At 72.4% G+C, this 22,161-nt stretch carries 15 protein-coding genes; 3 read left to right on the forward strand and 12 right to left on the reverse strand.

Annotated features, from left to right (window positions below; translation table 11 throughout):
• Positions 1-154: 154 nt before the first annotated feature.
• Positions 155-1,393, reverse strand: coding sequence for a poly(ethylene terephthalate) hydrolase family protein (locus tag ACWD1U_RS09510; protein WP_451105957.1), 1,239 nt, complete (start codon positions 1,391-1,393; stop codon positions 155-157).
• 723 nt (positions 1,394-2,116) lie between these two features.
• Between ACWD1U_RS09510 and ACWD1U_RS09515 the strand changes: the two genes are divergently transcribed.
• Together ACWD1U_RS09515 and ACWD1U_RS09520 are read left to right on the forward strand one after the other, a co-directional pair.
• Entirely contained in the window at positions 2,117-4,435 is a 2,319-nt protein-coding gene (locus ACWD1U_RS09515; RefSeq protein ID WP_451105959.1) for a rhamnogalacturonan lyase family protein, read from the forward strand.
• Positions 4,436-4,986: 551 nt separating this feature from the next.
• Entirely contained in the window at positions 4,987-5,874 is an 888-nt protein-coding gene (locus ACWD1U_RS09520; protein ID WP_451105961.1) for a helix-turn-helix domain-containing protein, read from the forward strand.
• A gap of 138 nt (positions 5,875-6,012) precedes the next feature.
• Here the strand turns inward: ACWD1U_RS09520 and ACWD1U_RS09525 are convergent, their stop codons facing one another.
• From ACWD1U_RS09525 to ACWD1U_RS09545, 5 genes are all read right to left on the reverse strand, one after another.
• Positions 6,013-7,164, reverse strand: coding sequence for an XdhC family protein (locus ACWD1U_RS09525; protein ID WP_451105963.1), 1,152 nt, complete (start codon positions 7,162-7,164; stop codon positions 6,013-6,015).
• Positions 7,165-7,301: 137 nt separating this feature from the next.
• A complete protein-coding gene (locus ACWD1U_RS09530; RefSeq protein ID WP_451105965.1) occupies positions 7,302-9,506 on the reverse strand; it encodes a xanthine dehydrogenase family protein molybdopterin-binding subunit in 2,205 nt (734 codons plus the stop codon).
• A complete protein-coding gene (locus ACWD1U_RS09535) occupies positions 9,503-10,483 on the reverse strand; it encodes an FAD binding domain-containing protein (protein ID WP_451105966.1) in 981 nt (326 codons plus the stop codon). The genes ACWD1U_RS09530 and ACWD1U_RS09535 overlap by 4 nt, the downstream gene beginning before the upstream one ends.
• 12 nt (positions 10,484-10,495) lie before the next feature.
• Positions 10,496-11,161, reverse strand: coding sequence for a (2Fe-2S)-binding protein (locus ACWD1U_RS09540; RefSeq protein WP_451105968.1), 666 nt, complete (start codon positions 11,159-11,161; stop codon positions 10,496-10,498).
• Between the two features lie 1,056 nt (positions 11,162-12,217).
• Positions 12,218-12,793, reverse strand: coding sequence for a winged helix-turn-helix transcriptional regulator (locus ACWD1U_RS09545; RefSeq protein ID WP_451105970.1), 576 nt, complete (start codon positions 12,791-12,793; stop codon positions 12,218-12,220).
• Here ACWD1U_RS09545 and ACWD1U_RS09550 point away from each other — a divergent pair.
• Positions 12,678-13,571: an MBL fold metallo-hydrolase gene (locus tag ACWD1U_RS09550; RefSeq protein ID WP_451105971.1), complete on the forward strand. Its 894-nt coding sequence runs from the start codon at positions 12,678-12,680 to the stop codon at positions 13,569-13,571. The genes ACWD1U_RS09545 and ACWD1U_RS09550 overlap by 116 nt on opposite strands.
• 106 nt (positions 13,572-13,677) lie before the next feature.
• Here the strand turns inward: ACWD1U_RS09550 and ACWD1U_RS09555 are convergent, their stop codons facing one another.
• From ACWD1U_RS09555 to ACWD1U_RS09580, 6 genes are all read right to left on the reverse strand, one after another.
• Complete coding sequence (locus ACWD1U_RS09555; protein ID WP_451105972.1) at positions 13,678-15,378, reverse strand: class I adenylate-forming enzyme family protein; 1,701 nt, start codon at positions 15,376-15,378, stop codon at positions 13,678-13,680.
• Positions 15,375-17,198 carry a CoA transferase gene (locus ACWD1U_RS09560; protein WP_451105974.1) on the reverse strand — a complete coding sequence of 608 codons (1,824 nt, stop codon included), beginning with the start codon at positions 17,196-17,198 and terminating at the stop codon, positions 15,375-15,377. The genes ACWD1U_RS09555 and ACWD1U_RS09560 overlap by 4 nt, the downstream gene beginning before the upstream one ends.
• On the reverse strand, positions 17,195-18,016 hold the full coding sequence (locus tag ACWD1U_RS09565) for a class I SAM-dependent methyltransferase (protein WP_451105975.1): 822 nt from the start codon (positions 18,014-18,016) through the stop codon (positions 17,195-17,197). Before ACWD1U_RS09565 ends, ACWD1U_RS09560 begins: the two co-directional genes overlap by 4 nt.
• Positions 18,017-18,229: 213 nt before the next feature.
• Positions 18,230-19,813, reverse strand: a complete 1,584-nt coding sequence (locus ACWD1U_RS09570) for a class I adenylate-forming enzyme family protein (protein WP_451105977.1) — start codon at positions 19,811-19,813, stop codon at positions 18,230-18,232.
• Entirely contained in the window at positions 19,800-21,170 is a 1,371-nt protein-coding gene (locus ACWD1U_RS09575; protein ID WP_451105978.1) for an FAD-dependent oxidoreductase, read from the reverse strand. The genes ACWD1U_RS09570 and ACWD1U_RS09575 overlap by 14 nt, the downstream gene beginning before the upstream one ends.
• The gene (locus tag ACWD1U_RS09580; protein WP_451105980.1) at positions 21,167-22,141 is read right to left on the reverse strand and encodes a UbiA family prenyltransferase; all 975 of its coding nucleotides are present in this window, start codon (positions 22,139-22,141) and stop codon (positions 21,167-21,169) included. The genes ACWD1U_RS09575 and ACWD1U_RS09580 overlap by 4 nt, the downstream gene beginning before the upstream one ends.
• Positions 22,142-22,161: the final 20 nt, after the last annotated feature.

A 22,161-nucleotide genomic window follows, 5' to 3' on the forward strand; every position in this document is an offset into this window, starting at 1 on the left:
GGCACAGGGCACGGCAAAGGAGCGCGGCTCCAACGGGCCCTGTCCGGTGTGCCCCGCATCGGGCCCGGAGCAGACCCGGGCGTCGGCCGGAGTGCCGGACGTGCCGCCCCGCACTCCGGCTTGAGCCGGCTTCGGGCCGCGGGGCCCGCCCGTTTCATCCGTGAGCCCACCGCTGGTTGGACCCGCCGTTGCAGGTCCACAGGACCAGTTGGGTGCCGTTCACGGTTCCGGCCCGGTACGCGTCCAGGCACAGGCCGGACCGGGCGCTGGTGATCGTGCCGTTTGCGTTGACTGCCCATTGCTGGTTCGAGCCGCCGTGGCAGTCCCAGATGATGACCCGCGTGCCGGCGGAGGTACCTGAGGCCTCGGCGTCCAGGCACTTGTTTCCGTACGCCCGCAGCTCCCCGGCGCCGGTGAGTGTCCACTGCTGGTTGGGCCGGCCCGAGCAGTCCCGCAGCTGCACCTGCGTCCCGTTGGTCGGCGAGTCGTTCGTCACGTCCACGCAGCGGCCGGACCGGGCGCCGACGATCGGGCCCTCGTCCGTCGGCGGGGGCGTCGGCCCGCCGGGCAGGTACGGGCATGTGTTCCGGTACCGGGAGACGCCGGTGGGGTCCGCCAACGTCGAGCACAGGAACCGGGTGTAGCGGGTGTCATGGTCGATGAAGATCTTGAGCCAGGGGATCACGCGTCGCGTCACGTTCGAGTTGCCCCATGTGGGGAATCCGTGGCCGCCGCTGGAAAGCTCGACGAAGGCGCCCTCGGTGCCGGCGGGCAGGGTGGCGTAGAGGGTGTCGAGGGAGGACGGGGTGATGGTGCCGTCGTCCCGGGCGCCCATGACCACCGTCGGCACCTGGACCTTGGACAGGTCCTGCGAGAACGAGGCGGGCGCGAACGGGACGGCCGCCTTCAGTGACGGCCGCCGCTGGGCCGCGCTGATCGCGCCGCCGCCACCCATGGAATGACCCATCACACCGAGCCGCCGGGGATCAACCCGGTCGCGCACCGGGCTGCGCTGGGTGAGGTAGTCCAATGCGGCCAGGAGCTGGGTACCGCGGGCCGTGTCCCAGTCGGTGGGACTGTTGGTGTCGATGCCGATGACGACGAAGCCGAAGGACGCGATCCAGTGGCCCATCCAAGCGCCTTCGGCGTTCCAGGTGGCTGTGTAGCCGGGCACGACCGCGACCGCACCCCAGGTGCCCAGGCTGGTGTCCGTGGGGTAGTAGATCCTCCCGCCGTTGAAGCCGTTGCCGGGCGGCACACTGACCTCCGCGGTGGCGAACGTTCCCCTCTGGGCGGCGACGCTGCTCACCGTGGGGTCCGGACCTCGCTGGTAGGGGCTGTCCTGGGCCGACGCCGCCGGCATCGCGACCAGGGTGCTGATCAGGCTGATCACGGCGACCACGAGCGAGGCCAGGGGCGTTCTCCGCCGGGGTCCGGAGCCGGTTCTCCCGGACGGTGCGCTTTTGGTGGTTCGTGATCGCACTTTTTCCTCCTCGTGTAGGGCGTGTCCGCGGCCCGCCGTGACAAGGGACGAGCACCCAGGAGGACGCGCCCATGACAAAAGCGGGGCCTCTGTGCGGGACTCCAGAAGCACGCCATCGCAGGGGTGGATTCGGCGAGTTACGAGACCGGCACGCCGTCCGGCCCGGGCGGGTTCGTCGCGACGCGTGCGGCTCGTCGTCGCGACGCCGGGAGAATCCGTTGATGTTCTTCCGATTCTGTTGACAATTGAGGACGGTACTGAGGCACCAGGCATACGGCAAGGCATCAGCCCGCCAGGTTCCCGAGTCTCGCCGCAGGGCGGAAACCAGCGCTGATCAGGCAACGACCGCCCCCTACTCCCAGGTTGGGATCAGTCGACGGACTGGCGTGAATCGGTCGCATGCCGGAGACGGCCAACCGTGACCCGCGTCAGGGAACCCACTTGATCAAACAGATTGTCACATTCAGCCCGTGCAGAGGTCTTGCCGCCCTTGAAGGCCCCTTCTAGCCTCACTGGGAGCGCTCCCACCCTCCAGAACAAGACCCCTCCCTCGTGCACGGAGTGGGTGAATCGTTTCATTCACGGTGTCGGGGACCACGCGAGCCCCTACCCGCCCACGTGAAGGAGCCGCACATGTCCGTCCGAAGTCTGCGAAGAACCCGCGGGCCGGTCCCGTTCGTGCTGGCGGTGTTGCTGGCCGCCGTCTCGCTGGTCGCTCTGCCCGCGTCCAGCGCGAGCGCGGCCGTGATCGACACGTCCGCCTACTACCAACTGGTCTCACGCCACAGCGGCAAGGCCATCGACATCTCGGAAGGCTCCACCGCCGACGGCGCCAAGGTCGTCCAGCGGGCCCCTGGAACCGCCGCCAACCAGCAGTTCCAGTTCGTCGATTCGGGCAACGGGCACTACCGGATCAAGGCTCGGCACAGTGGCAAGGTGCTCGACGTCGAGGGCTGGTCCACGGCCAACGGCGCGAACCTGCTGCAGTGGACGGACAACAACGCCGTCAATCAGCAGTTCAGCGTGGTCGACATCGACAGCCAGTATGTGCAGCTGATCAACCGCAACAGCGGCAAGGCCCTGGACGTCTGGGAGCAGTCGATGGACGACGGTGCCCGGATCTCGCAGTACGACGACGTCGACGGCTTCAATCAGCAGTGGCGGCTGGTCAAGGTCGGCGGCGCAGCCCCGGATCCCGATCCGCCGGCCGGTGAGGCCATGCAGATGGAGGACCTGAACCGGGGCCTGGTCTCGGTGCGTTCGGGTTCGAACAACTTGGTGTCCTGGCGGCTGCTGGGCACCGAGGGCTACGACACGGCGTTCAACGTCTACCGCAACGGTACGAAGGTGAACGGTTCGCCGGTCACCGACTCCACCAACTACCTGGACAACGGCGCCCCTTCGGATGCCTCGTACACCGTGCGCGCGGTGGTGAACGGCGCGGAGCAGCCGGCTTCGGAGTCCTCGCTGCGTTTCACCGGCGGCAACTACCTCGACGTGCCACTCTCTTCGCCCGGCTCGGGTTACACACCGGTGGAGGCGAGCCCGGGTGACGTGGACGGCGACGGGCAGTACGAGCTGATCGTCAAGTGGGACCCGAACAACGCGAAGGACAACTCGCAGTCCGGCGTGACCGGCAACGTCTACATCGACGCCTACCGGCTGGGCGGCCAGCGGCTGTGGCGCATCGATCTCGGCCGCAACATCCGGGCCGGGGCGCACTACACGCAGTTCCAGGTGTACGACTACGACGGTGACGGCCGGGCCGAAGTGGCCATGAAGACGGCGGACGCCACACGCGACGGCCGGGGCACGGTCATCGGCAACGCGAGCGCCGACCACCGCAACTCCAGCGGCTACATCCTGGCCGGGCCCGAGTACCTGACCATGTTCGACGGTCTGACCGGCGCCGCGATGTCCACCGTCCCCTACGACCCGCCGCGCGGCAACCTCTCCTCCTGGGGCGACAACTACGGCAACCGAGCGGACCGCTTCCTGGCCGGCACCGCCTACCTCGACGGACAGCGGCCGTCCCTGATCATGGCCCGCGGCTACTACACCCGCGCGGTCATCGCCGCCTGGGACTTCCGCAACGGGCAGCTCGTCAAGCGCTGGACGTTCGACTCCAACTCCTCCGGCAACGGCGCCGCGTACGGTCAGGGCAACCACCAGCTGTCCGTCGCCGACGTCGACGCCGACGGCCGCCAGGAAATCGTCTACGGCTCCGCGACCATCGACGACAACGGCCGCCTGATGTATGCCACGGGCTTCGGCCACGGCGACGCCCTGCACGTCGGCGACTTCGTGCCCAACCGGACCGGCCTGGAGGTCTTCTCCATCCACGAGGCGAGCAACCAGCCCGGCTCCGACCTGCACGACGCCCGCACCGGACAGGTCATCCACCGCACCCCCACCAGTGGCTCCGACGAGGGACCGGGCCGCGGCGTGGCCGGTGACATCCACGCCGGCAACGCGGGCGCCGAGTTCTGGGGCTCCGGACCGAACATGAGCAACCTGCGCAACTCCTCCGGCGGCAACGTCGGCCGCAACCCGTCCTCGGCGAACTTCCTCGCCTGGTGGGACGCCGACCCGGTGCGCGAACTGCTGAACGGCACCCAGATCGACAAGTACGGCACCGGCGGCGACACCCGGCTGCTCACCGGCAGCGGCGTGGCCTCCAGCAACGGCACCAAGTCCACCCCGGTGCTCTCGGGCGACCTCTTCGGCGACTGGCGCGAGGAAGTCATCTGGCGCCACTCCGGCAACAACGCCCTGCGCATCTACGCCACGTCCACGCCCACGACCACCAAACTGCACACCCTGGCCCACGACGCCCAGTACCGCACCGCCCTGGCCTGGCAGAACACCGCCTACAACCAGCCGCCCCACCCCAGCTACTTCCTCGGCGCCGGCATGACCCGCCCGCCACAGCCCGACATCTACGTGCGCTGACGGCACCCGCCGGCACACGGGAAGGAACAGCACCCCAGGCCGGCCGGGACAGCCCCGGTCGGCCTGGAGGTACCCGGACGCACGCACGTGACCGGACCGGATCACACCAGCCGAGCTCGCCCTGGCCTTCCTGGCCGCCGGCGCCGCCGGGGCGGCTGCGGACCAGCCCGCCGATCCGCACCGCCCCACCCGAAGCAGTGATCCGATCACGCGGACCGTCCCGGAGGTCCGCCACCTGCTCCCCGTCGCGTTTGCCCACCAGCCACCTCCGCGGCCGGACCGCCGCACGAATCCAACTGGCGCAGACGCCACCGGGCAAAAGCCCCCGCAGCCGCTACAGACGACGATCCGTCGACGAACCCGCTGGACGGATCACGAAACCGCACTGGAGTACTGGAGACCCGGCGACGGGTACGTACCCGTGGGCGCGCAGTCCGGCCGGGTGGAGGCGGTGCCACGCGGTGCCCGATCTCGTCAAGCTGCGCGCCAACCAGCCGGAGAAGCTACGCTGCTGCCCATCTGCGAGCATGTTTGACAAACGGAGGACAGCGATGTCTTCACATGTGGCGCCCGGTGACCAGGTGACTGCCGGACTTGACCGCCGCGCCGAGCTCAGGGAGTTCCTGCGTTCTCGCAGGGCCCGGCTCAAGCCCGAGGACATCGGCCTGCCCTCGTACGAGCGGCGGCGGGTACCCGGTCTGCGACGCGAGGAGCTGGCGCAGCTGGCGGGAGTGTCATACGCGTACTACGCGCGCCTGGAACAGGGTTACGGCGAAACCATGTCGGCAGAGGTGCTGGACGCCGTGGCCCACGCCCTGCGCCTGACCGAGGAGGAACGGGAGCATCTGATCCGGCTGGCCCAGCCCGGCCGCAACCGCGCACCGCAGGCCCCGCCCCCGCCGCAGCGGCTGCGGCCCACCGTCCAGCACCTCCTCGACGCGCTCGGCGTACCCGCCTACGTCGTCAGCCGGCGCCTGGACATCCTCGGATGGAACCGGCTCGCCACCGCCGTCTTCGGGGACTGGGCCCAACTTCCGCTTCAGGAGCGGAACGTGGCCCGGCTGATCTTCCTCTCGCCCGAGGCGCGCGACCGGTTCGCCGAACCGGACCGCACGGCTGCGAAAGTCGTCGGCGCTCTGCGGATGAACGCCGGCAAGAGTCCCGAGGACGCACATCTCTCCTCGCTGATCCGCGAGTTGTCGCAGAAGAGCGAGGACTTCCGGCGATTGTGGGAGCGGCATGAGGTGAGTTGCGGGTCTGTCGGCGACTCCGTGCGCATACGGCACCCGCTGGTGGGAGAGTTCGACCTCGTGCACGAGCCCATGGCGCTGCCCGGGGGCGCACCCATGCGGCTGAACACCTACCACGCGGAGCCGGGCTCCCGGTCGGAGGAAGCCCTGCGGATGCTGGCCAGTTGGGAGATGGAGCGGCAGGCCTGAGACATGGGTCCGGCCAGGGTGACGCCGCTGGGCGCCGACCCGCTCGTCGTCGGTGAGCAGGTCGGGCCGGGCCCTCTCCTCAGCGCCTTTCGATTCTCGCGGCTCGTCGGCGAGCGGGCAGCGCCTCGGCGCGGGCCGTCACGCGGCCGGCGCCGAGGCCGGTGACACCGGGGCCACCGGGACGGAACCGTGGATGGGGCCGGGGACGCGGGACAGGGGCAGACCGGTGCCGCTGTTGACGTGGGCGATGATCTCGGCGGTGATGGAGATCGCTGTCTCCTCGGGGGTGTGGGCGCCGAGGTCGAGTCCGATCGGCGAGTGCAGGAACGCGAAGTGCTCTTCGGGCACGTCGGCCTCGCGCAGACGCTCGAGGCGGTGTTCGTGGGTACGCCGGGAGCCCATCGCGCCGATGTAGCCGACCGGGAGACCGAGGGCCAGGCGCAGCAGGGGGATGTCGAACTTGGCGTCATGGGTGAGGACGCAGATCGCGGTACGGGCATCGACTTCTGTGCGCTCCAGGTAGCGATGGGGCCAGTCGACGACGACCTCGTCGGCGTGAGGGAAGCGCTCGGGTGTGGCGAAGGCGGGGCGGGCGTCGCAGACGGTGACGTGGTAGCCGAGGAAGCGTCCCGCCTGGCTGAGGGCCGCGGCGAAATCGACGGCGCCGAAGATCAGCATGCGGGGCCGGGGCGCTTGGGTGTGGACCAGGAGCGTCACCTTCTCCGGGCAGGTGCCGGCGTCCCCGCCGATCTCGATGCGGGCGGTCCGGCCCGCTCGCAGCAGCGTGCGCACCCGCGTGGCCACTCTACGGTCCTCCTTCCGGTCGCCCAGTGTCCCGTCGTACGCGCTGCCGCCCCCGAGAACGGACAGGGTACGGCCGAGGAGGCGCTGCGGACCGTGCACCACCTGTGCCACGGCGACGGGCAGGCCGGCCAGCACGTCCTCCAGGGCGGTGGTGAGGTGGGGCCGGCCGGCGGGGTCGATCCGCTGGACCAGGACCTCCAGTTCGCCACCGCAGGTCAGGCCCACGGCGAAGGCGTCGTCGTCGGAGTAGCCGAAACGGGTGCGCACCGGGGGTCCGTCCGTCTCCAGCACCTGTTGGCACAGCTCGTAGACGGCGCCTTCCACGCATCCTCCGGAGATGCTGCCGATCGCCGCACCGGTGGTGTCCACGGCCAGTGCGGTGCCCAGTGGCAAGGGTGCGCTGCCGCTGACCTCGATGACGGTCGCGAGGGCGAAGGGGCGGTTCTCGCGGCACCAGCGGTACAGCGTGTCCGCGATGTTCAGCATGAGTGGCTCTCCTGGGGAGGTTGGAAGGCCCGCCGCCGCGCCGACAGGGGGGATCGGAAGGCACGGCGGCGGGCCGGTCGGTGGGACGGTTCTCAGGACCCGCCCGGGTGGCGGGAAGGGCCCTTGCCGTCCGGGGTTCAGAGCAGGGCTTCGGCGGTGATGGGCAGTTCGCGGACGCGGCGGCCGGTGGCGTGGAAGACCGCGTTGGCGATGGCGGGTGCCACGCCGATCTGCACGAGTTCTCCGAGGCTCTTCACGCCGATGGGGTCGGCCTTGTAGTCCTCTCCGTCGAGGTAGACGGCCTTGAGGTCCGGGATGTCGGCATTGACGGGCACGAGGTAGCCGGCGAGGTCGGCGTTGACGATCCGGCCGTCGCGGTGGTCGGTGACCGTGTGCTCCAGCAGGGCCTGCCCGATGCCGCCCACCATGCCGCCGACGGCTTGGCTCTCGGCGAGCTTGGGGTTGATGATGCGCCCCGCGTCGTACACACCGAGCATCCGCCGCACCCGGACCAGGCCGAGCCGGGCGTCGACGGCGACCTCGGCGAACATCGCGGCGTAGCCGTACATCGAGAACCGGCTCTCCGCCTCCGGGGTGTACGACCCGCGCGCCTCCAGGTGGGTGCGGTTGTTGCGGGCGAGGAGCTGCCGATAGGTCTCCCCACGCGCGGCGTCGCCCTTGACGTGCAGCCGTCCGCCGCGGACCACGACATTGTCGGCCTCGACGCCGTGCAGCGGTGAGCGCTCGTCCTCGACCGCGAGCTTGACGGCCTGCTGCCGCAGCTTGTCGCAGGTGTCCTGAACGGCGGATCCCACACTGAGCATGGTCTGCGAGGCGCCCTGGGCGGGGGCCGGCGGCATGGCGGAGTCGCCGAGCCGGAATTCGACGTCGCGTACGGCCAGGCCCAGGGCGTCGGCGGCGACCTGGGTCATGGAGGTGTACGTGCCCGTGCCCGTGTCGTGGGTCGCGGACTCGATCACCGCCGTGCCGTCGGCATCGAGCCTGACGTGGGCCTGGGCCTGTCCCCGGAAGACGTCGTAGCAGCCGGTGGCCACACCGGTGCCGATGAGCCAGTCGCGGTCACGCGTGGACCGCGGCCTGGGGTCGCGCCGGTGCCAGCCGAACTCACGGGCCCCGACACGGAAGCACTCACGCAGTCGCCGGGTGGAGAAGGGCTTCTGCGTGGACGGGTCTTCGCCCGGTTCGTTGCGCAGCCGCAGCTCGATCGGGTCGATGCCGAGCTTGTGGGCGAGTTCGTCCACCGCGGTCTCGATGACGAAGGCCGCGCTGCCGTAGCCGGGGCCGCGCATCCACTGGGGAGTGCTGACATCGAGCGGTACGATCCGGACGTTCTGGCTGACGTCGGGCACGGCGTAGAGCATCTGCCCGAGCGCCATGTTGGCCTCCCAGAACTGCTCGTAGCGGGAGGTCTCGTACTTCATCTCGTGCGTCATCGCGGTCAGGCGCCCGCGCCGGGTGCTGCCCAGGCTGAGCTTGTACTCGTACGCGGGCCGGTAGCCCACCGTGAAGTACATCTGCCTGCGGGTCAGTGCGAGTTTCACCGGGCGGCCGATCTCGCGTGCGGCGAGGGCCGCGATGGTGACGTGCGGCCAGGCCCGCAGGGCGTTGCCGAAGGCGCCGCCGATGAACGGCGAGAGGACGCGCACGTTCTCCTGCGGTATGCCGAACACGGCCGCGATCTCGTTCCGCGTGCCGATCACGTGCTGGGTCTTGTCCCACAGTGTGAGCTTGTCGCCGTCCCAGCGGGCGACGGTGGCTTGCGTCTCCATCGGATTGTGGTGGTTGCGTGAGAGCCGGTAGGTCATCTCCAGCCGGACGTCCGCGGAGCCCAGCGCTTCCGGGGCGTTGCCCCGTGCGTAGGGCCGCGCGAAGGGCGCGGGCCCGTCCACGGCCGGGCTGCGGGTCAGGTCGGTCGACGGCTGCTCGGCGTCGTAGGAAACCTTCACCAGGTCGGCGGCGTGCTGTGCGGCCTCCAGCGTGGTGGCCACCACCACGGCGACGGGCTGGCCGAAGAACCGGACGGCGTCGTCCTGGAAGACGCGCAACCGCCGGCCCGGAATCCGGTTTCCCGGGTTGTCGCGGTAGGCCAGCGTGGGTTTGTCGAGATGGCTGATGACGCCGAGGACGCCACGCTGGGCATGGGCGGCGCGGATGTCGATGCCGGTGATACGGCCGCGCCCGATGGTGCTGTCGATGATGACGGCGTGGACGAGGCCGTCGAGGCCGTGGTCGGCGGCGTACTTGGCCTGGCCGGTGACCTTCAGTCGTCCGTCGACCCGGGACAGCGGTGCTCCGACGGCTGCCTGCGGCTGGTTGCTCACTTGCCACCTCCCACGATGCGCAGCTGGCGCTCGACGGTCCGTCTGAGCAACTCGACTTTGAAGCGGTTGTGCTGGAGGGGCCGGGCCCCGTCGGCGGCCCGTTCGGCGGCCTGGGCCCACAGGGCGTCGGACGGCCGCTCCCCGATGAGCTCACGCTCGACGGCGGTGAGTTTCCACGGCACGGTTCCCACGCCTCCGGCGGCCACCTTCGCTTCCTGGACGACCCCGCGACGGATGTGCAGGGCGACGGCCGCCGAGGTGAGCGCGAACTCGTAGGACTGCCGGTCGCGCACCTTCAGGTAGCCCGAGAGCAGCGGGCGAGGCAGGGGCGGAAGCTCGACTGCAGTGATCAACTCACCTTTGTCCAATGCCTGTTCGCGGTCCGGTGTGCTGCCCGGCTTGAGCAGGAAGTCGGCGAAGGGCACGGTCCGCCCACCGGCCGGCCCCTGCAGGTGCACGGTCGCTTCCAGGGCGGCGAAGGCCACCGCGACATCGGACGGGTGGGTGGCCACGCAGTCGTCGGAGGTGCCGAGGATGGCGTGGGCGCGGTTGACGCCGTGCAGGGCCGCGCAGCCCGAGCCGGGTTCGCGCTTGTTGCAGTCGGCGCTCACGTCACGGAAGTACGTGCAGCGGGTGCGCTGCATGATGTTGCCGCCGATGGTCGCCATGTTGCGCAGCTGGGCGGACGCGCTCAGCTCCAGCGCCTGGGAGATCACCGGGTACAGGGCACGCACTCCCCGGTGGGCGGCGGCCTCGGACATCCGTACCAGCGCGCCGATGCGCAGTCCCCCGCGCCGTGTGACCGTGATCTCGCGCAGCGGCAGGGCGCTGATGTCGACCAGTGCGCGGGGCCGTTCTACGGTCTCGCGCATCAGGTCGACCAGTGTGGTGCCGCCGGCGATGTAACGGCCGCCGGCGCGGCCCGCGTCGAGGGCCTGCCGCATGCCGGCGGCTCTGGTGTAGGAGAAGGGATGCATGGGAACCGTGCCTCACTTCCGGCCGGCGGCGGTCTGCTCGACCGCCCGCACGATCTTCACGTAACAGCCGCAGCGGCAGATGTTGCCGCTCATGAACTCCCGGATCTCCTCGGGTGAGCCGGTGTGTCCCTCGTCGATGCAGCCGACGCCGGACATGATCTGGCCGGAGGTGCAGTAGCCGCACTGGAAGGCGTCCTGGTCGATGAACGCCTGCTGCAGCGGGTGCAGTCGGTCTCCCTCGGCCAGGCCCTCGATGGAGGTGACCTCGGCACCCTCCAGGCGGATCGCCAGGGTCAGGCAGGAGTTGACCCGGCGGCCGTCGACCAGGACGGTGCAGGCGCCGCAGGCACCGGCGTTGCAGCCCTTCTTCGAGCCGGTCAGGTTCAGGTGCTCGCGCAGCAGGTCCAGCAGCGAGGTCCGGTTGTCGACCGTGACGGTGTGCCGCTTGCCGTTGACGGTCAGGGAGACGCGGCTGTCGGGTGGCGCTTCGGCCGCGTCCGCGGGCTCGGCGCCGAACACGGACGGCCCCGCCACGAGACCGCCCGCAACGGCAGCCCCACCGGCGGCGGTGGTCGCGATGAACGTACGCCGGGACGGAGCGGACGCGAATCCCTCCGGAGACTGCTCGGGCGATCCCTCGGGGGGAGAATCAGGTGACTCGGGGAGCTCGGGGGGCATGACCACTCTCTCGGTCGTCGGAAGGCGGATGGCGGTACCGGCCACCGTCATGTGCACGAATCGGCGTGAGGCGAGTCATCACGGCGCACATGCGGGTGGGGGGCGTGGTGGTGCGGCAAGACGGTCATGCGGCGGGTCATGTGTCGCACTCGGGTCGTGCGCAGCCGCCCGGGGATCGGGCGGGCGGCGCGTCCTGGGCGAAGAACGTCCTCGCGCGCGCCGGTGCATCGATGCCCTTTCGACGTCACCCGGCGCGGTGCCTTCGCCGCGCGGCAACGCGAGGTCGCCCTGCTCGGGCCGCGTGGGGTGCGCCGTGCCGTGCCGCAGGTCGTCGAAGTCGGGGGGATGATGCTCGGGGAGTGAGATGCACCGCTCTCGATGTCGGCGTGCAGCTGTGCCGCGGCCCGGGGCGCGAGCAACTCGGTGTTCCCGTTGCTGCGGTGGCTGCCGAGGACCGAGAGAAAGCGGCGCGACAATGGGGGATCTCCTTGGTCGGTGCGTGGACGACTGCTGCGGGTGAGCAGCCCCGTCGGGCGGCGTCGTGGTCTGCGTGTTCCGGCAGTGCCGGTCGGGTCGGCGTCCTGGGACACCGTTCACACCGCAGCCGACGAGGCGGGCCCTCGGCCCTGGAGGAGCGCGGCGGCCGGCGCTCATCACGATCGGCATCCGCCTCACCAGGACTTCGATGCGGCACGACATTCACTGTGTGGCACCCGGCGCGATTCGACGAGCAGACAGTTTTGGGACGACTCCGGTAGGTACCAACGCCGTTGGTACGTCTGGCAGTAGCAGGCTGAGCGGTCCGGCGGCGGCGGTTCTCATGACGTCGTGGCCGGCAGCCGGGCTTGCCGAAACGGCGGCCTCTCGTTCACATACGGCCGCAGTGGTCCAGTGGCGGAACGGCAAGCCACGAAGTGGCGGGAAGGAGGGTGGCGTGCACGGTTTCGGTGCACATCGGATCTCGCGCCCAGGTAGCTCCGCTACCTGGGCACTCCGGCAACGCGGCGAGGCGCGGTGCCGGGCCGCGCGACCCGGACGGGCATAGTGCAAGGACCCCTAAGGGGCCTCCCCTTGCGCCGTGCCCCACTCCCACATGCTGTGCACCACTGACTCCAGCGCCCGGCCCTGGCTGGTCAGAACGTAGCGGACGCGGGGAGGCCAGCTGGGAGTGCGGTGGCGTTCGATGACGCCCGCACTGGTCAACTGGGTTAGCCGGTCCGAGAGGACCTTGTCCGAGAGAGCGGGCAGTGCGGCGGACAGCTCGGAGTATGTGGCCTGGCCGCGGCGTAGGAACTCGCGGAGTACCAGCGGCGTCCATCGGCCGCTCAGCGTGGCGATGGTGATGTCGACAGGACATCGCGGTTCGGGGTTTGGTGGGACAAGGGCGCTGTCCGGACAGTCCGCCAGCGGGTCGCCCTGGTCATCCGCCGGTGTGTGTCCAACCGTTTGGTGAGTCACGAAGGCCCCTCCTAACGTCCGTCGCGAACAGCCCGCCCACTTGCCTCCAGGAGGCGTTATGCGTATCCACCACCTCAACTGCGGTTCCCTGCGGAAGATTCCGACGCTCCGTGAGGAACCCACGGCCGACGTCGTGAACCGCGAGCCGGCCGCTGTCTGCCATTGCCTGCTCATCGAGACGGACTCGGACGGGCTGGTCCTGGTGGACACCGGCCTCGGCACCGCGGACTTACAGCGCCCCGACCGGTCGCTGGGTGCGGGCTGGGTGGCCTACGCCCAGCCCGCACTGGACCTCGAGGAGAGCGCTCTGCGCCAGGTGGTCCGTCTCGGGTACGCGCCCCAGGACGTGCGGCACATCGTGCTCACCCACCTGCATCGCGACCACACCGGAGGGCTGCCGGACTTCCCTCATGCTCGCGTGCATGTGCACCCGGACGAGTACCGGGCCGTCACGGACTCCGCGGCAGCGCACCACCGGCACAGCGTCGACCGCTTCATGCCGACACACCGGGCGCACAACCCACTGCTGACACCCGCCCTCGTGGAGGATGGCACGGAGTGGTACGGCTTCCCGGGCGTGGCGCGGCCGCAGGGCCTGGCGTGCGAGCTGCTGCTGGTGCCGCTGCCCGGCCACTCGGCGGGACACGCGGGTGTCGCCGTGCGCGACGGCAGTGGGCGGTGGCTGTTGCACGCGGGCGACGCGTACATGTATCACGGCGAGCTTGAGCACACGCCGCCCCTGTCCCACCCCGTCCTCGAGCCGGTCCAGCAGGGAGCACAGGTCGATGTCGCGGCTCGCGTCGTGACCCGCGACCGACTGCGCGGCCTGCGCCGCGACCGCGGGGATGAGGTCACCGTCTTCAGCGCACACGACCCGTGGGAGTTTGCCCGGTTCGCCGCTCCAGCCGGTCGCCAGTCGCATGATCGGCCGGCCTCCACTGTGTCGCCGTGAACGACAACGCTCTGACCCGTCTCGGCCTGGTCCATGAAGGAACCCCGCGCAGCCATGTGCGGCGCCAGGACGGGGCCCGCCGCGGCTCGCGCATCGCTCCTCCGGGTCATTCCCGAACGGGGGGATGAGCGTCCAGGACTCGCCGAGTCACTCGGGACATCAGGGTGCGGTAGCAGAACTTGCCGGTGGGGCCGAGGGGCATCTCGTCCACCACCAGGAGACGTTCGGGGTGCTTCCGGCGGGCCAGGCCACGGTCCCCCAGGTGGGCCGTGAGGTCGGACAGCGTGGGAACGGCTGTGCCCGGGGCCGGGCGTACACAGGCGCACAGTCGTTCCCCCAGGTCCGGGTCGGGCACCGGGACGCAGACCGCCTCGGCCACCGCCGGATGGGTGCCCAGTTCACGTTCGACCTCGGCAAGGCTGATGTTGAGACCGCCGCGCACGGCGATGCGTTTGAGCCGGCCCAGGACGTGCAGCCTTCCGCGCTCGTCCAGCCGGCCGAAGTCACCCGTGCGAACCCAGCCGTCGGGGGTCCGGTAACGCGCGTCCAGTTCGGGCGCGTTGACGTAGCACAGCGGCGTCATGGGGCCCAGGGCCTCGATCTGACCGGTCCGCCCGGTGGGCAGCGGCGCGCCGTCGGGTCCGGTGATCCGGATACGAGCGACCGCGGGATCCGGGGTGCCGACGCTGTCCCCCGGCGGGTGGTCTTCTCCCGCCGTGTGGCAGTTCACGCCGTCCGACGAGCCGTAGACGGTCACCACCGGTCGGCCGAACCGTTCGCGGCATGCCTGGGCGGTGGCCGCCGGCAGAGCGGCGCCGCTGGAGACGACGGCACGCAACGACGACGTGTCCTCGTCCGGCCGCGCCGGTAGGTCGGCGATGCGCCGCAGCATGGTGGGCACCGCGAAGAGGTGGGTGGGACGATGCTCGGCGATCATCCGCAGCGCCGCCGCCGGGTCGAACGTCGACCGCACGATCAGGGTGCCGCCGAGGGCGGCGAGGGTGACCGGTGTGCCCAGGGATCCGAAGGAGGAGGCCAGCGGGACGAGGACGAGGTGGCGGGGCGGCAGCGTGGTGTCGGGATGCAGATTCCGGACGTACCGCGCACGGCCGCCGGCCAGGGCGTGATGGCTGTAGGCGACCATCTTCGGCTCGGCTTCGGAACCCGACGACACCAGGATGCGGGCGGGTCCGTACGGGTCGGCCGGCCGCGGCCGCCAGGGACGCCGGGCCGGGGTGCGCGGTGCGTGCAGCCCGTGCGTCCGTCCGTCGCCCGGGCCGGCAGCGAACACGGTGCGCAGGTGAGGAAGATCCGCGACGGCCTCTGCCTGGCGGGCCGATGCGAGGACGGTGCCGCGGGCCCGTGAGCGGGCGAGCAGCGCCCGGACGTCACGGTCGTCACCGCCCGGGGGGATCGGGAGGGCCACGGAGCCGATCGCGTAGACGGCGAGTTCCGCGGCCACGGCGTCGCGTCCGTCGGGCAGCAGGAGCGCCACCACTTCCCCGCCCCCCAGGTCCGCCCGGGCGAACAGGGCGGCGATACGGCGCACCTCGGCGTCCAGCGCCGCGTAGGACAGCACTCCGGCGTCGTCCACCAGCGCCTGGCGGTCCGGGTGTTCGCGGACCCGGGCGGTGAACAGTGTGTAGAGATCGGTGGCAGGGCACAGGTCCGCCGTCACCCAGGTACTCCGCTGGGCGCGGGGCACCAGGTCCGGGAAACGCACTCCGGCGCGTGAGGTCCACACCGGTTGCCCGCCCCGGCTTGCGGTCGGGGCGGTGCGGTGCCGGGTCGCGGGGGCGGCTGTCATGCGAACTCCCAGGGCGCGTACGGGCGTGCGTGGCCGGTGACCGGGTCAGGCGGGGCGACTGCCGCCCGGAAGGCCGGGTCGCGGACCAGAGCCGTCAGATCGGTGAGTACAGGGGTCGCGGTCAGACCGGCCTCGGCCAGCCGTGCCGTCCACTCCTCGGTGGTGCGGCGGGCGAAGCGGGCCGCGAGGTCCTCCGTGGCCGTGGGGCCGGCGCGGTCCAGCACACGGAGCAGCGCCGCGGGGCGCGCCCGGGCGTCGGGGCCGAGGCACAGATGGCCGTCCGCGGTGCGCAGCGGCCGGTCCAGTGCCGTCCAGCGGACGCGGTGCGCGGGGCGGGGGACGGCAGCGGCCGCGGAGACCAGCGAGGAGTCGACACGGCTGCCCCGGCCGGTCGTCTCCCGGGCCGCCAGCGCGGCCAGCACCCCCTGGGCGCACACCAGCCCGCCGAGCACGTCGGTGAGAGTCATCAGGGAGGGGGCCGGGAGCTGGTCGGCCGGCCGTACCGCCGCGGCGAGGCCGCTGTGCACCTGGGCGAGGTAGTCGGTGCCCAGGGGCGGCCGGTCGCCGAAGGCGTCCCCGAAGCCGGACGCCCAGGCGTACACCAGGGCGGGGCGGCCGGGCAGCAGGTCGGGCGCGTCCAGGCCGAGCCGCGCGGCCTTTCCGGGGGCCCAGTTGTGCAGGAAGACGTCGGCCCCGGCAGCCAGCGCGCGGACCGTGTCCCGGCCCTGCGCGGTGGTGAGGTCGGCCTCCACCACCGGCTTACCCGCGTTGAGAGCCGAGAACCGGGCCGAGCAGTTCCCTGCCATCGGGTGGAGCCATCGCATCGGGTCGCCGCCGGGCGGTTCGATCCGGACCACCTCGGCACCGAGCATCCGCAGGGCGTGCCCGGCGAGCGGGCCCTGCACCCTGCGGGTTGATTCCACCACCCGCAAGCCCGTCAGGGGCAGGACGCCACCGGAAACCGGGACCGCCCGGCGTGGGCCGGGCACGCGGGTGTCCGGACGCGCCCGGGTGCCGGGTACCGGTGCCGGTCCAGGAGTGAGGCACCAGGGGTCCGGGCGGACGGCGGGGGCCGGGTCGGAGCCGACGGCGAGGAGGCTGACACCGGTCTGGTGCGCGGCGGCCCGCAGGTCCGCCAGCGTGCGGCGGCGGGCGGCCTGGCGCAGTTCGTCGGGCAACGGGCAGACGGCGGTGGCGAACCGCTGCTGGAAGGGCAGCCAGCCGCGGCCGGCGAGCGCGGGGGCCACACCGAGCCGGGCCCAGAACTCCCGCCACACCAGGGGGTCGAGGGTCTCGACCTCCACGCGGGCGTCGTCGGCCGTCTCCAGGGTCGCCAGGCCGCCCGCCCGTGGCGCGTCGGATGGAGCCACCGGCGCGTGCGGCACATCCGGCTCGGGCGAACCGGAGCTGTCGTGGGCCGTCGCGGCGGCGAGGTACTGGCCGACCGTCAGCAGCGCCGCCTGAGCCACCGAGGTCCGTACCTCGCGCAGGTCCACGCCGCGGGCCCGCGCGACGCGGAGAGCGGTGGCGCCCTGGGCGGCGAGAACCCCCGCCACCACCGAGGCGTAGTCCACGGCCAGCGGGAGCGGCCCGCCCGTCGCCCGTCCGTGGACGTGCATGAGACCGCAGGCGGCCTGCACGGCGCGCTCGTCGGGCAGGTCCGCACCGACCGGGCCCGCCCAGTCGACGATGCACTGCACCGTGTCCCGACCGGGGCCGGTCGTCTCGGGCGGGTCCGGCAAGGCGTGTCGCAGCAGCCGGCCGGCGATTGCGGCGGCGGCGACGGCCGGCCGGGCCGCGGCGCGCAGGCGCGGCGTCACGGCCGCCCCCGGCCTGGTCGCCGGCCTTGCACCGAGTACAGGACGCTGGAGGCGGCGCGGAAGGACGGGTCCCGCATCAGCCGTCCCACCCTGTCCAGGTCCTCCTGGGTCATGCCCTGTTCCGTCAGCCGGTCCCGGAGGTTGCGGGTGTGGTTCAACTGGAGCCCGAGGCCGGGGTCCTGGGCGTGCCGTACGCCGATGTGGAGGTGGACGTCGATGGCGGTCAGCCCCGCCGCCCGCAGGGCCTCCGGCGCCTTCCGCCCCCAGTGCGGATCGCCGCCCGCGGCGCGCAGCGCGGCCGTCTTGGCCCGCAGGAACCGGGCATAGAGCGCCTCGGCCTCCGCGTCCGGGGTCAGCAGCGGCGGCTCGTAGGAGGCGTCGATCTCGTCGATCTGCAGCAGGCCGCCGGGTCTGAGAGCGCGCACCAGCTTGCGCAGGACGGCGTCGCGGCTGGGCAGGTGCTGCAGGACCAGGCGGGCCACCACCAGGTCGTAGGCCACCTCGGGAAGCGGATCGCGGGCCACGTCGAGGGCGGCGACCTCAAGGCCCGGGCCGGGTTCCAGGTCGCGGGGGTCGAGGTCGGTGGCGAGCACCGAGCCGCCCGGTGCCACCCGGCCCGCCAGCCAGCGCGCGATGCTGCCGCCGCCGGCGCCGACCTCCAGGCAGTGCCAGCCCGGGCCGACACCGGCGGCGGCCAGGCGGGGCAGGGTCACCGGGTCGTAGGCGGCGGCCAGGCAGCGGTGCTGGTCGCGGCTGTGCGCGGTGCCGTTGCCGAAGACCGCGTGGGTGCCCTCCCGGGCGGGAGCGGGCTGGGACACGGTGTGGCTCCTCTCGTCAGAACGCGGCCCGGAAAGGCCCGGCGTCCTCGAATGCGGCTCGGACAGGGACCGGCGGCCGACACCGCCGAGGTCGATGCCGCCGCGAATCCGGCGGGCGGGCGCGTACCCGGGTGGGAGTCGGCTGTGAGGCGATGGGACTCCTCTCGCCGTGGAGCGGCCCGGTCGGCGCGGCCCCGGCGAACGGCGGCCCGGTCACGTCCATCGACCGTTGCCGGCGGGTGCGGTGCCGGTGAGCTGCCGTGCCAGGGCCGCGCGGCGGACCTTGCCGGTGCCGGTGCGGGGCACCTCGTCCCAGGTGAGGACGGCCGGGTCGCGCAGCGCCGGCAGTCCGTGCGCGGCCCCTTTCCAGGCGTCCGGGTCCAGTCGGCCGTCGGCGGTCACCACGACGGGCAGCGGATCGCCGTCCGGGGCGCCGAGGACCACGCATTCCAGGGCCTGCGGCAGTCGCTGCTCCAGTACGTCCTCGGTCCGCAGGCAGCTCATACCGGGCAGGGTGTCGGCGGCGCGGTCCAGGAGGCTGACGCTGCCGTCACGGTGGTGGACGCCCATGTCGCCCGTGGACCACCAGTCGCCGACGCGTTTGGCGTCCCAGCGGCCCCGTTCGCCGACGTAGCCCAGGGCGAGGGCGGGGGTGCGGACGAGGAGCAGGCCGGGACGGCCGCGCGGCACCGGGCGCAGCGTGTCCGGGTCCACCGCGCGCAGCCGGGTCCGGCCCGGCACGGGACGGCCGAGCCGGCGCGCCGAGGTCTCCGCGTCCGGGGCGAGCGCGGAGCGCCGTGTGTGGAAGCGGAAGGTGAGCGGCCCGGTTTCGGTCTGGCCCCAGCCCTGCATCCACAGCGGGCGGGCGCGGCGGCTGGCGGTCAGGTAGGCGCGCAGGGCGGGCGGGTGCACGGCGTCGTAGGTGCTGATGTACAGGCGGACGTCCCGGAAGGGGTTGTCCAGCCGGGTGGTGAGCGGCCGCAGCCGGATGTAGGAGGCGGGCAGGGCCTCGACGACGGTGGGCGGGTGGGACCGCAGCAGCGGGTCCGCGGTCTCCGGGTCGTCGCCCGTGAGGACCACGATGGCGGCGGGGGCGAGCGACACCACCACGGCCGTCCAGCAGAAGGTGCGTCCGTGTCCGTACGCGCTGGCGTTGGCCAGGACGTCGTCCGGGCGGATGCCGATGCCCGGGTAGCGCACCGCTTCGAAGCGGGCCAGTTTGTGCACGAGTGTCCGGGTGGAGTGGACCACCAGCTTGGGCACGCCGGTCGTCCCCGAGGTGTGGTGGATGACCAGGGGTTCGTCGTCGTGGCGCCGCACCGGTACGCGGGGTCGGGACGCGTCCAGCGCCGCCAGGTGGACCGCGCCGGGCGCTGCGGAGTCGACGGTGACCAGGATCCGGGCCGGTTCGCCGGCGGCGGTCTCCCGGCAGCGGGCCAGCAGCGCGGAGGTGGTGACCAGCGCGGTCGGACGCAGCCGCTCCAGCAGGGTGGCGAGGTCCGCGGCGTCGAGCCGGGCGGACAGTTGCGCGGGTACGGCGCCGAGGCGGACCACGGCGCAGGCGAGCAGGTCGTAGTCCCAGTGGTTGTCCTTCACGATCGCCACGCGGTCCCCGGGCCTGACCCCCGCGTCGGCGAGGCGGGCGGCGGTGGCGCGGACCAGGCCGGCGAGTTCGCTGACGGTCCACCGGGTGCCGGCCCACGGGGCGATGTCGAAGGGCCGGTCCAGGTGGACCACGGTCCGGGCACCGCCTGCCGCCGCCTCGTCGAACAGGGTTCCCATGTCATGCGGTCGCACGGATCTCCTCCGCTCGGTCGGGGCCGGCCGGAGCGTTCCGTGCGAGCCTGCTCAGGACGCGGGACGCGGCCAGCGCACCCGCCCGGACGGCGCCCTCGGAGGCGGGGCGCAGCATGAGCCAGTCGCCGGCGTACTCCACCGCGCGCGCCGGCCGGGACAGGAAGCCGGCGCGTTCCCGCAGGGCCTGAGGGGTGGCTTCCGGCAGGCCGTGGTGGAAGGCGTGCACGAGACGGTGGCGGCAGGCGCCGCCGATGCCCGGGACATAGCGTTCCGCCGCGCGGACGAGGAGGTCGGCTGCCTCGCCGGGAGGGGCGTCCAACAGTTCGGGGACCCGGCGCGGACCGGCCACGAGGGTGACCAGGCCCCGGCCGGCGGGGGCACGGCCGGGGTGCTTGGCGTGGTCGACGACGACGCCGGAGAGCGCGTCCTCCTCGCGGGCCGGGGTGAGCAGGATGTGCACCGGGCGCCGGGCGGCAGGGGCGAGGGGGCGATCCAGCAGGCAGCTGACCTTCATCATGGGCGTGAAGGTGCAGGCGGTGAGGAACGGCTGCTCGTCCGCGGGGGCGTCCGGGCGGAGCGCCGCCGCGACGGGCGCCGGTACGGCGAGCACGGCGGCCCGCGCGGTGACCTGTCCGTCGTCGAACCGCAGTACGGCGTGCCGGCCCGCGTCGGTGACCTCGCGTACGGCGCGGCCGGTGACGACCTCGGTATCGGCGGCGAGCCGGCGGGCCAGGAAGTCCATGCCGCCGCGGTAGGTGCGCCAGGTGGCCGGGGTGCCGGCCTCCAGCAGCAGGCTGACCATGGGGGCGGCCGTCGACCGGGCGGTGTCCCAGCCGAAGAAGCAGCCGGCGACCGGCTGGAACAGGTAGTCGTGCAGGTCGCGGTGGTAGCGGGCGGCCACCTCCCGCACGGTGGCGGCGCCCAGCGGACTGTGCGCGGGACGGTCGCCGTCGAATTCGGCGCGGCGGCGTCCGGTCCAGGCGGAGAAGGCGGCCAGGTCGAGCCGCGCCCGGGCGGACAGGCCCGCTCCGGTGACCACGGCCGTGCCCTCGCCGACGCCCAGGTGGGCGCGCCCGCCGCGCCAGACGGCCACCGCGCCGCCGACCCGGGGCACGTCCGCGGCGGTGACGCGCAGCCGGCGCAGCAGCTCCCAGGTCGCGCGGTAACCGCGGGACGGGACCTGCTCGGCGCCCGTGTCCACCGTCCAGCCCTCGTGGCGGACGCTGCGCATCCGGCCACCGACCTGCGGCAGTTGCTCGTACACCCGCACGGCCAGCCCGGCGCGGCGCAGTTCGTGGGCGGCGGTCAGGCCTGCGATGCCCGCGCCGACGACGGCGACGTCGAGATCGGGCGTCATCGGGCGGTCCCCGTGCCGACCAGGACGTTGGCCACGACCATCAGCACCACGCTGAGCCGGTGCACCGCGAAGCCCGTCCGGCGGGCGGTCATGATGTCTCCGCGGACGAACCCGGTCAGGTACTGGCGGGCCCGCAGCGCGGTCGCCGGCAGCATCAGCAGCACGAACCACCAGGGGGCCGCCCCGGTGGCCGAGGCGACCGCGCCGATGAGGAACTCGACGGCCGACAGGACTCCGATGAACACGGCGTTGCCCCGCTCGGAGACCAGGGCGGCCACGGTCGGACGGCCCACGGCCCGGTCGCCGGCCACGTCGTTGGTGTTGGAGTAGACGCCGAACATCAGCGGCCCGAACCCGAACAGCACCGCCTGCACCATCAGGAAACCGGAGAAGCCCCCCGTCACCAGGCCGTACGGAACGATCACCAGCACGGCGCCGAGGGCGACGAGGAACACTTCCTGGAAACCGTGGTAACTGATCTTCAGGCCGTACGAGTACTGCAGCGACACCGCGAGCAGCGCGCCCGCCGCCACCAGCGCCCACAGCGGGCGGTGCGGCGCGAGAGCGGCGGCGCCCGCCCACAGCACCGCACCGGCCGCCGCCGAGACCCAGGCGAAGCGCAGCGCCTGAGGCACCGTCAGTGTCCCGGCGACCAGGGGTTTGCGTGCCTTGCTGCGCAGCGGGTTGTCGGGGCCGTAGTTGGCGAGGTCGCTGCCGTCCCGGAACCCGGTGACGTCGTCCAGGGCGACCATCGCCATGAGGACCGCGACTTCGCCGGCCAGGAACACCGCCAGCACCAGTGCCTGCCGGGCGGTGAAGGCGCCGGCCGGGAACAGCGCGGCGGTCAGGGCGAGGAAGATGCCGAGGTAGTAGTCGTACACGTCCAGCTTGCCGAGCCGCGCGTAGACGCGCAGTCGGCTGTGGCCGTGGGCGGTGGCGGCGGGACGGCCGGCCGCGATGCTGTCCGTCATGGGTGACCTCTTGGGGGGGT

This window comes from Streptomyces sp. NPDC002788, assembly GCF_053592115.1.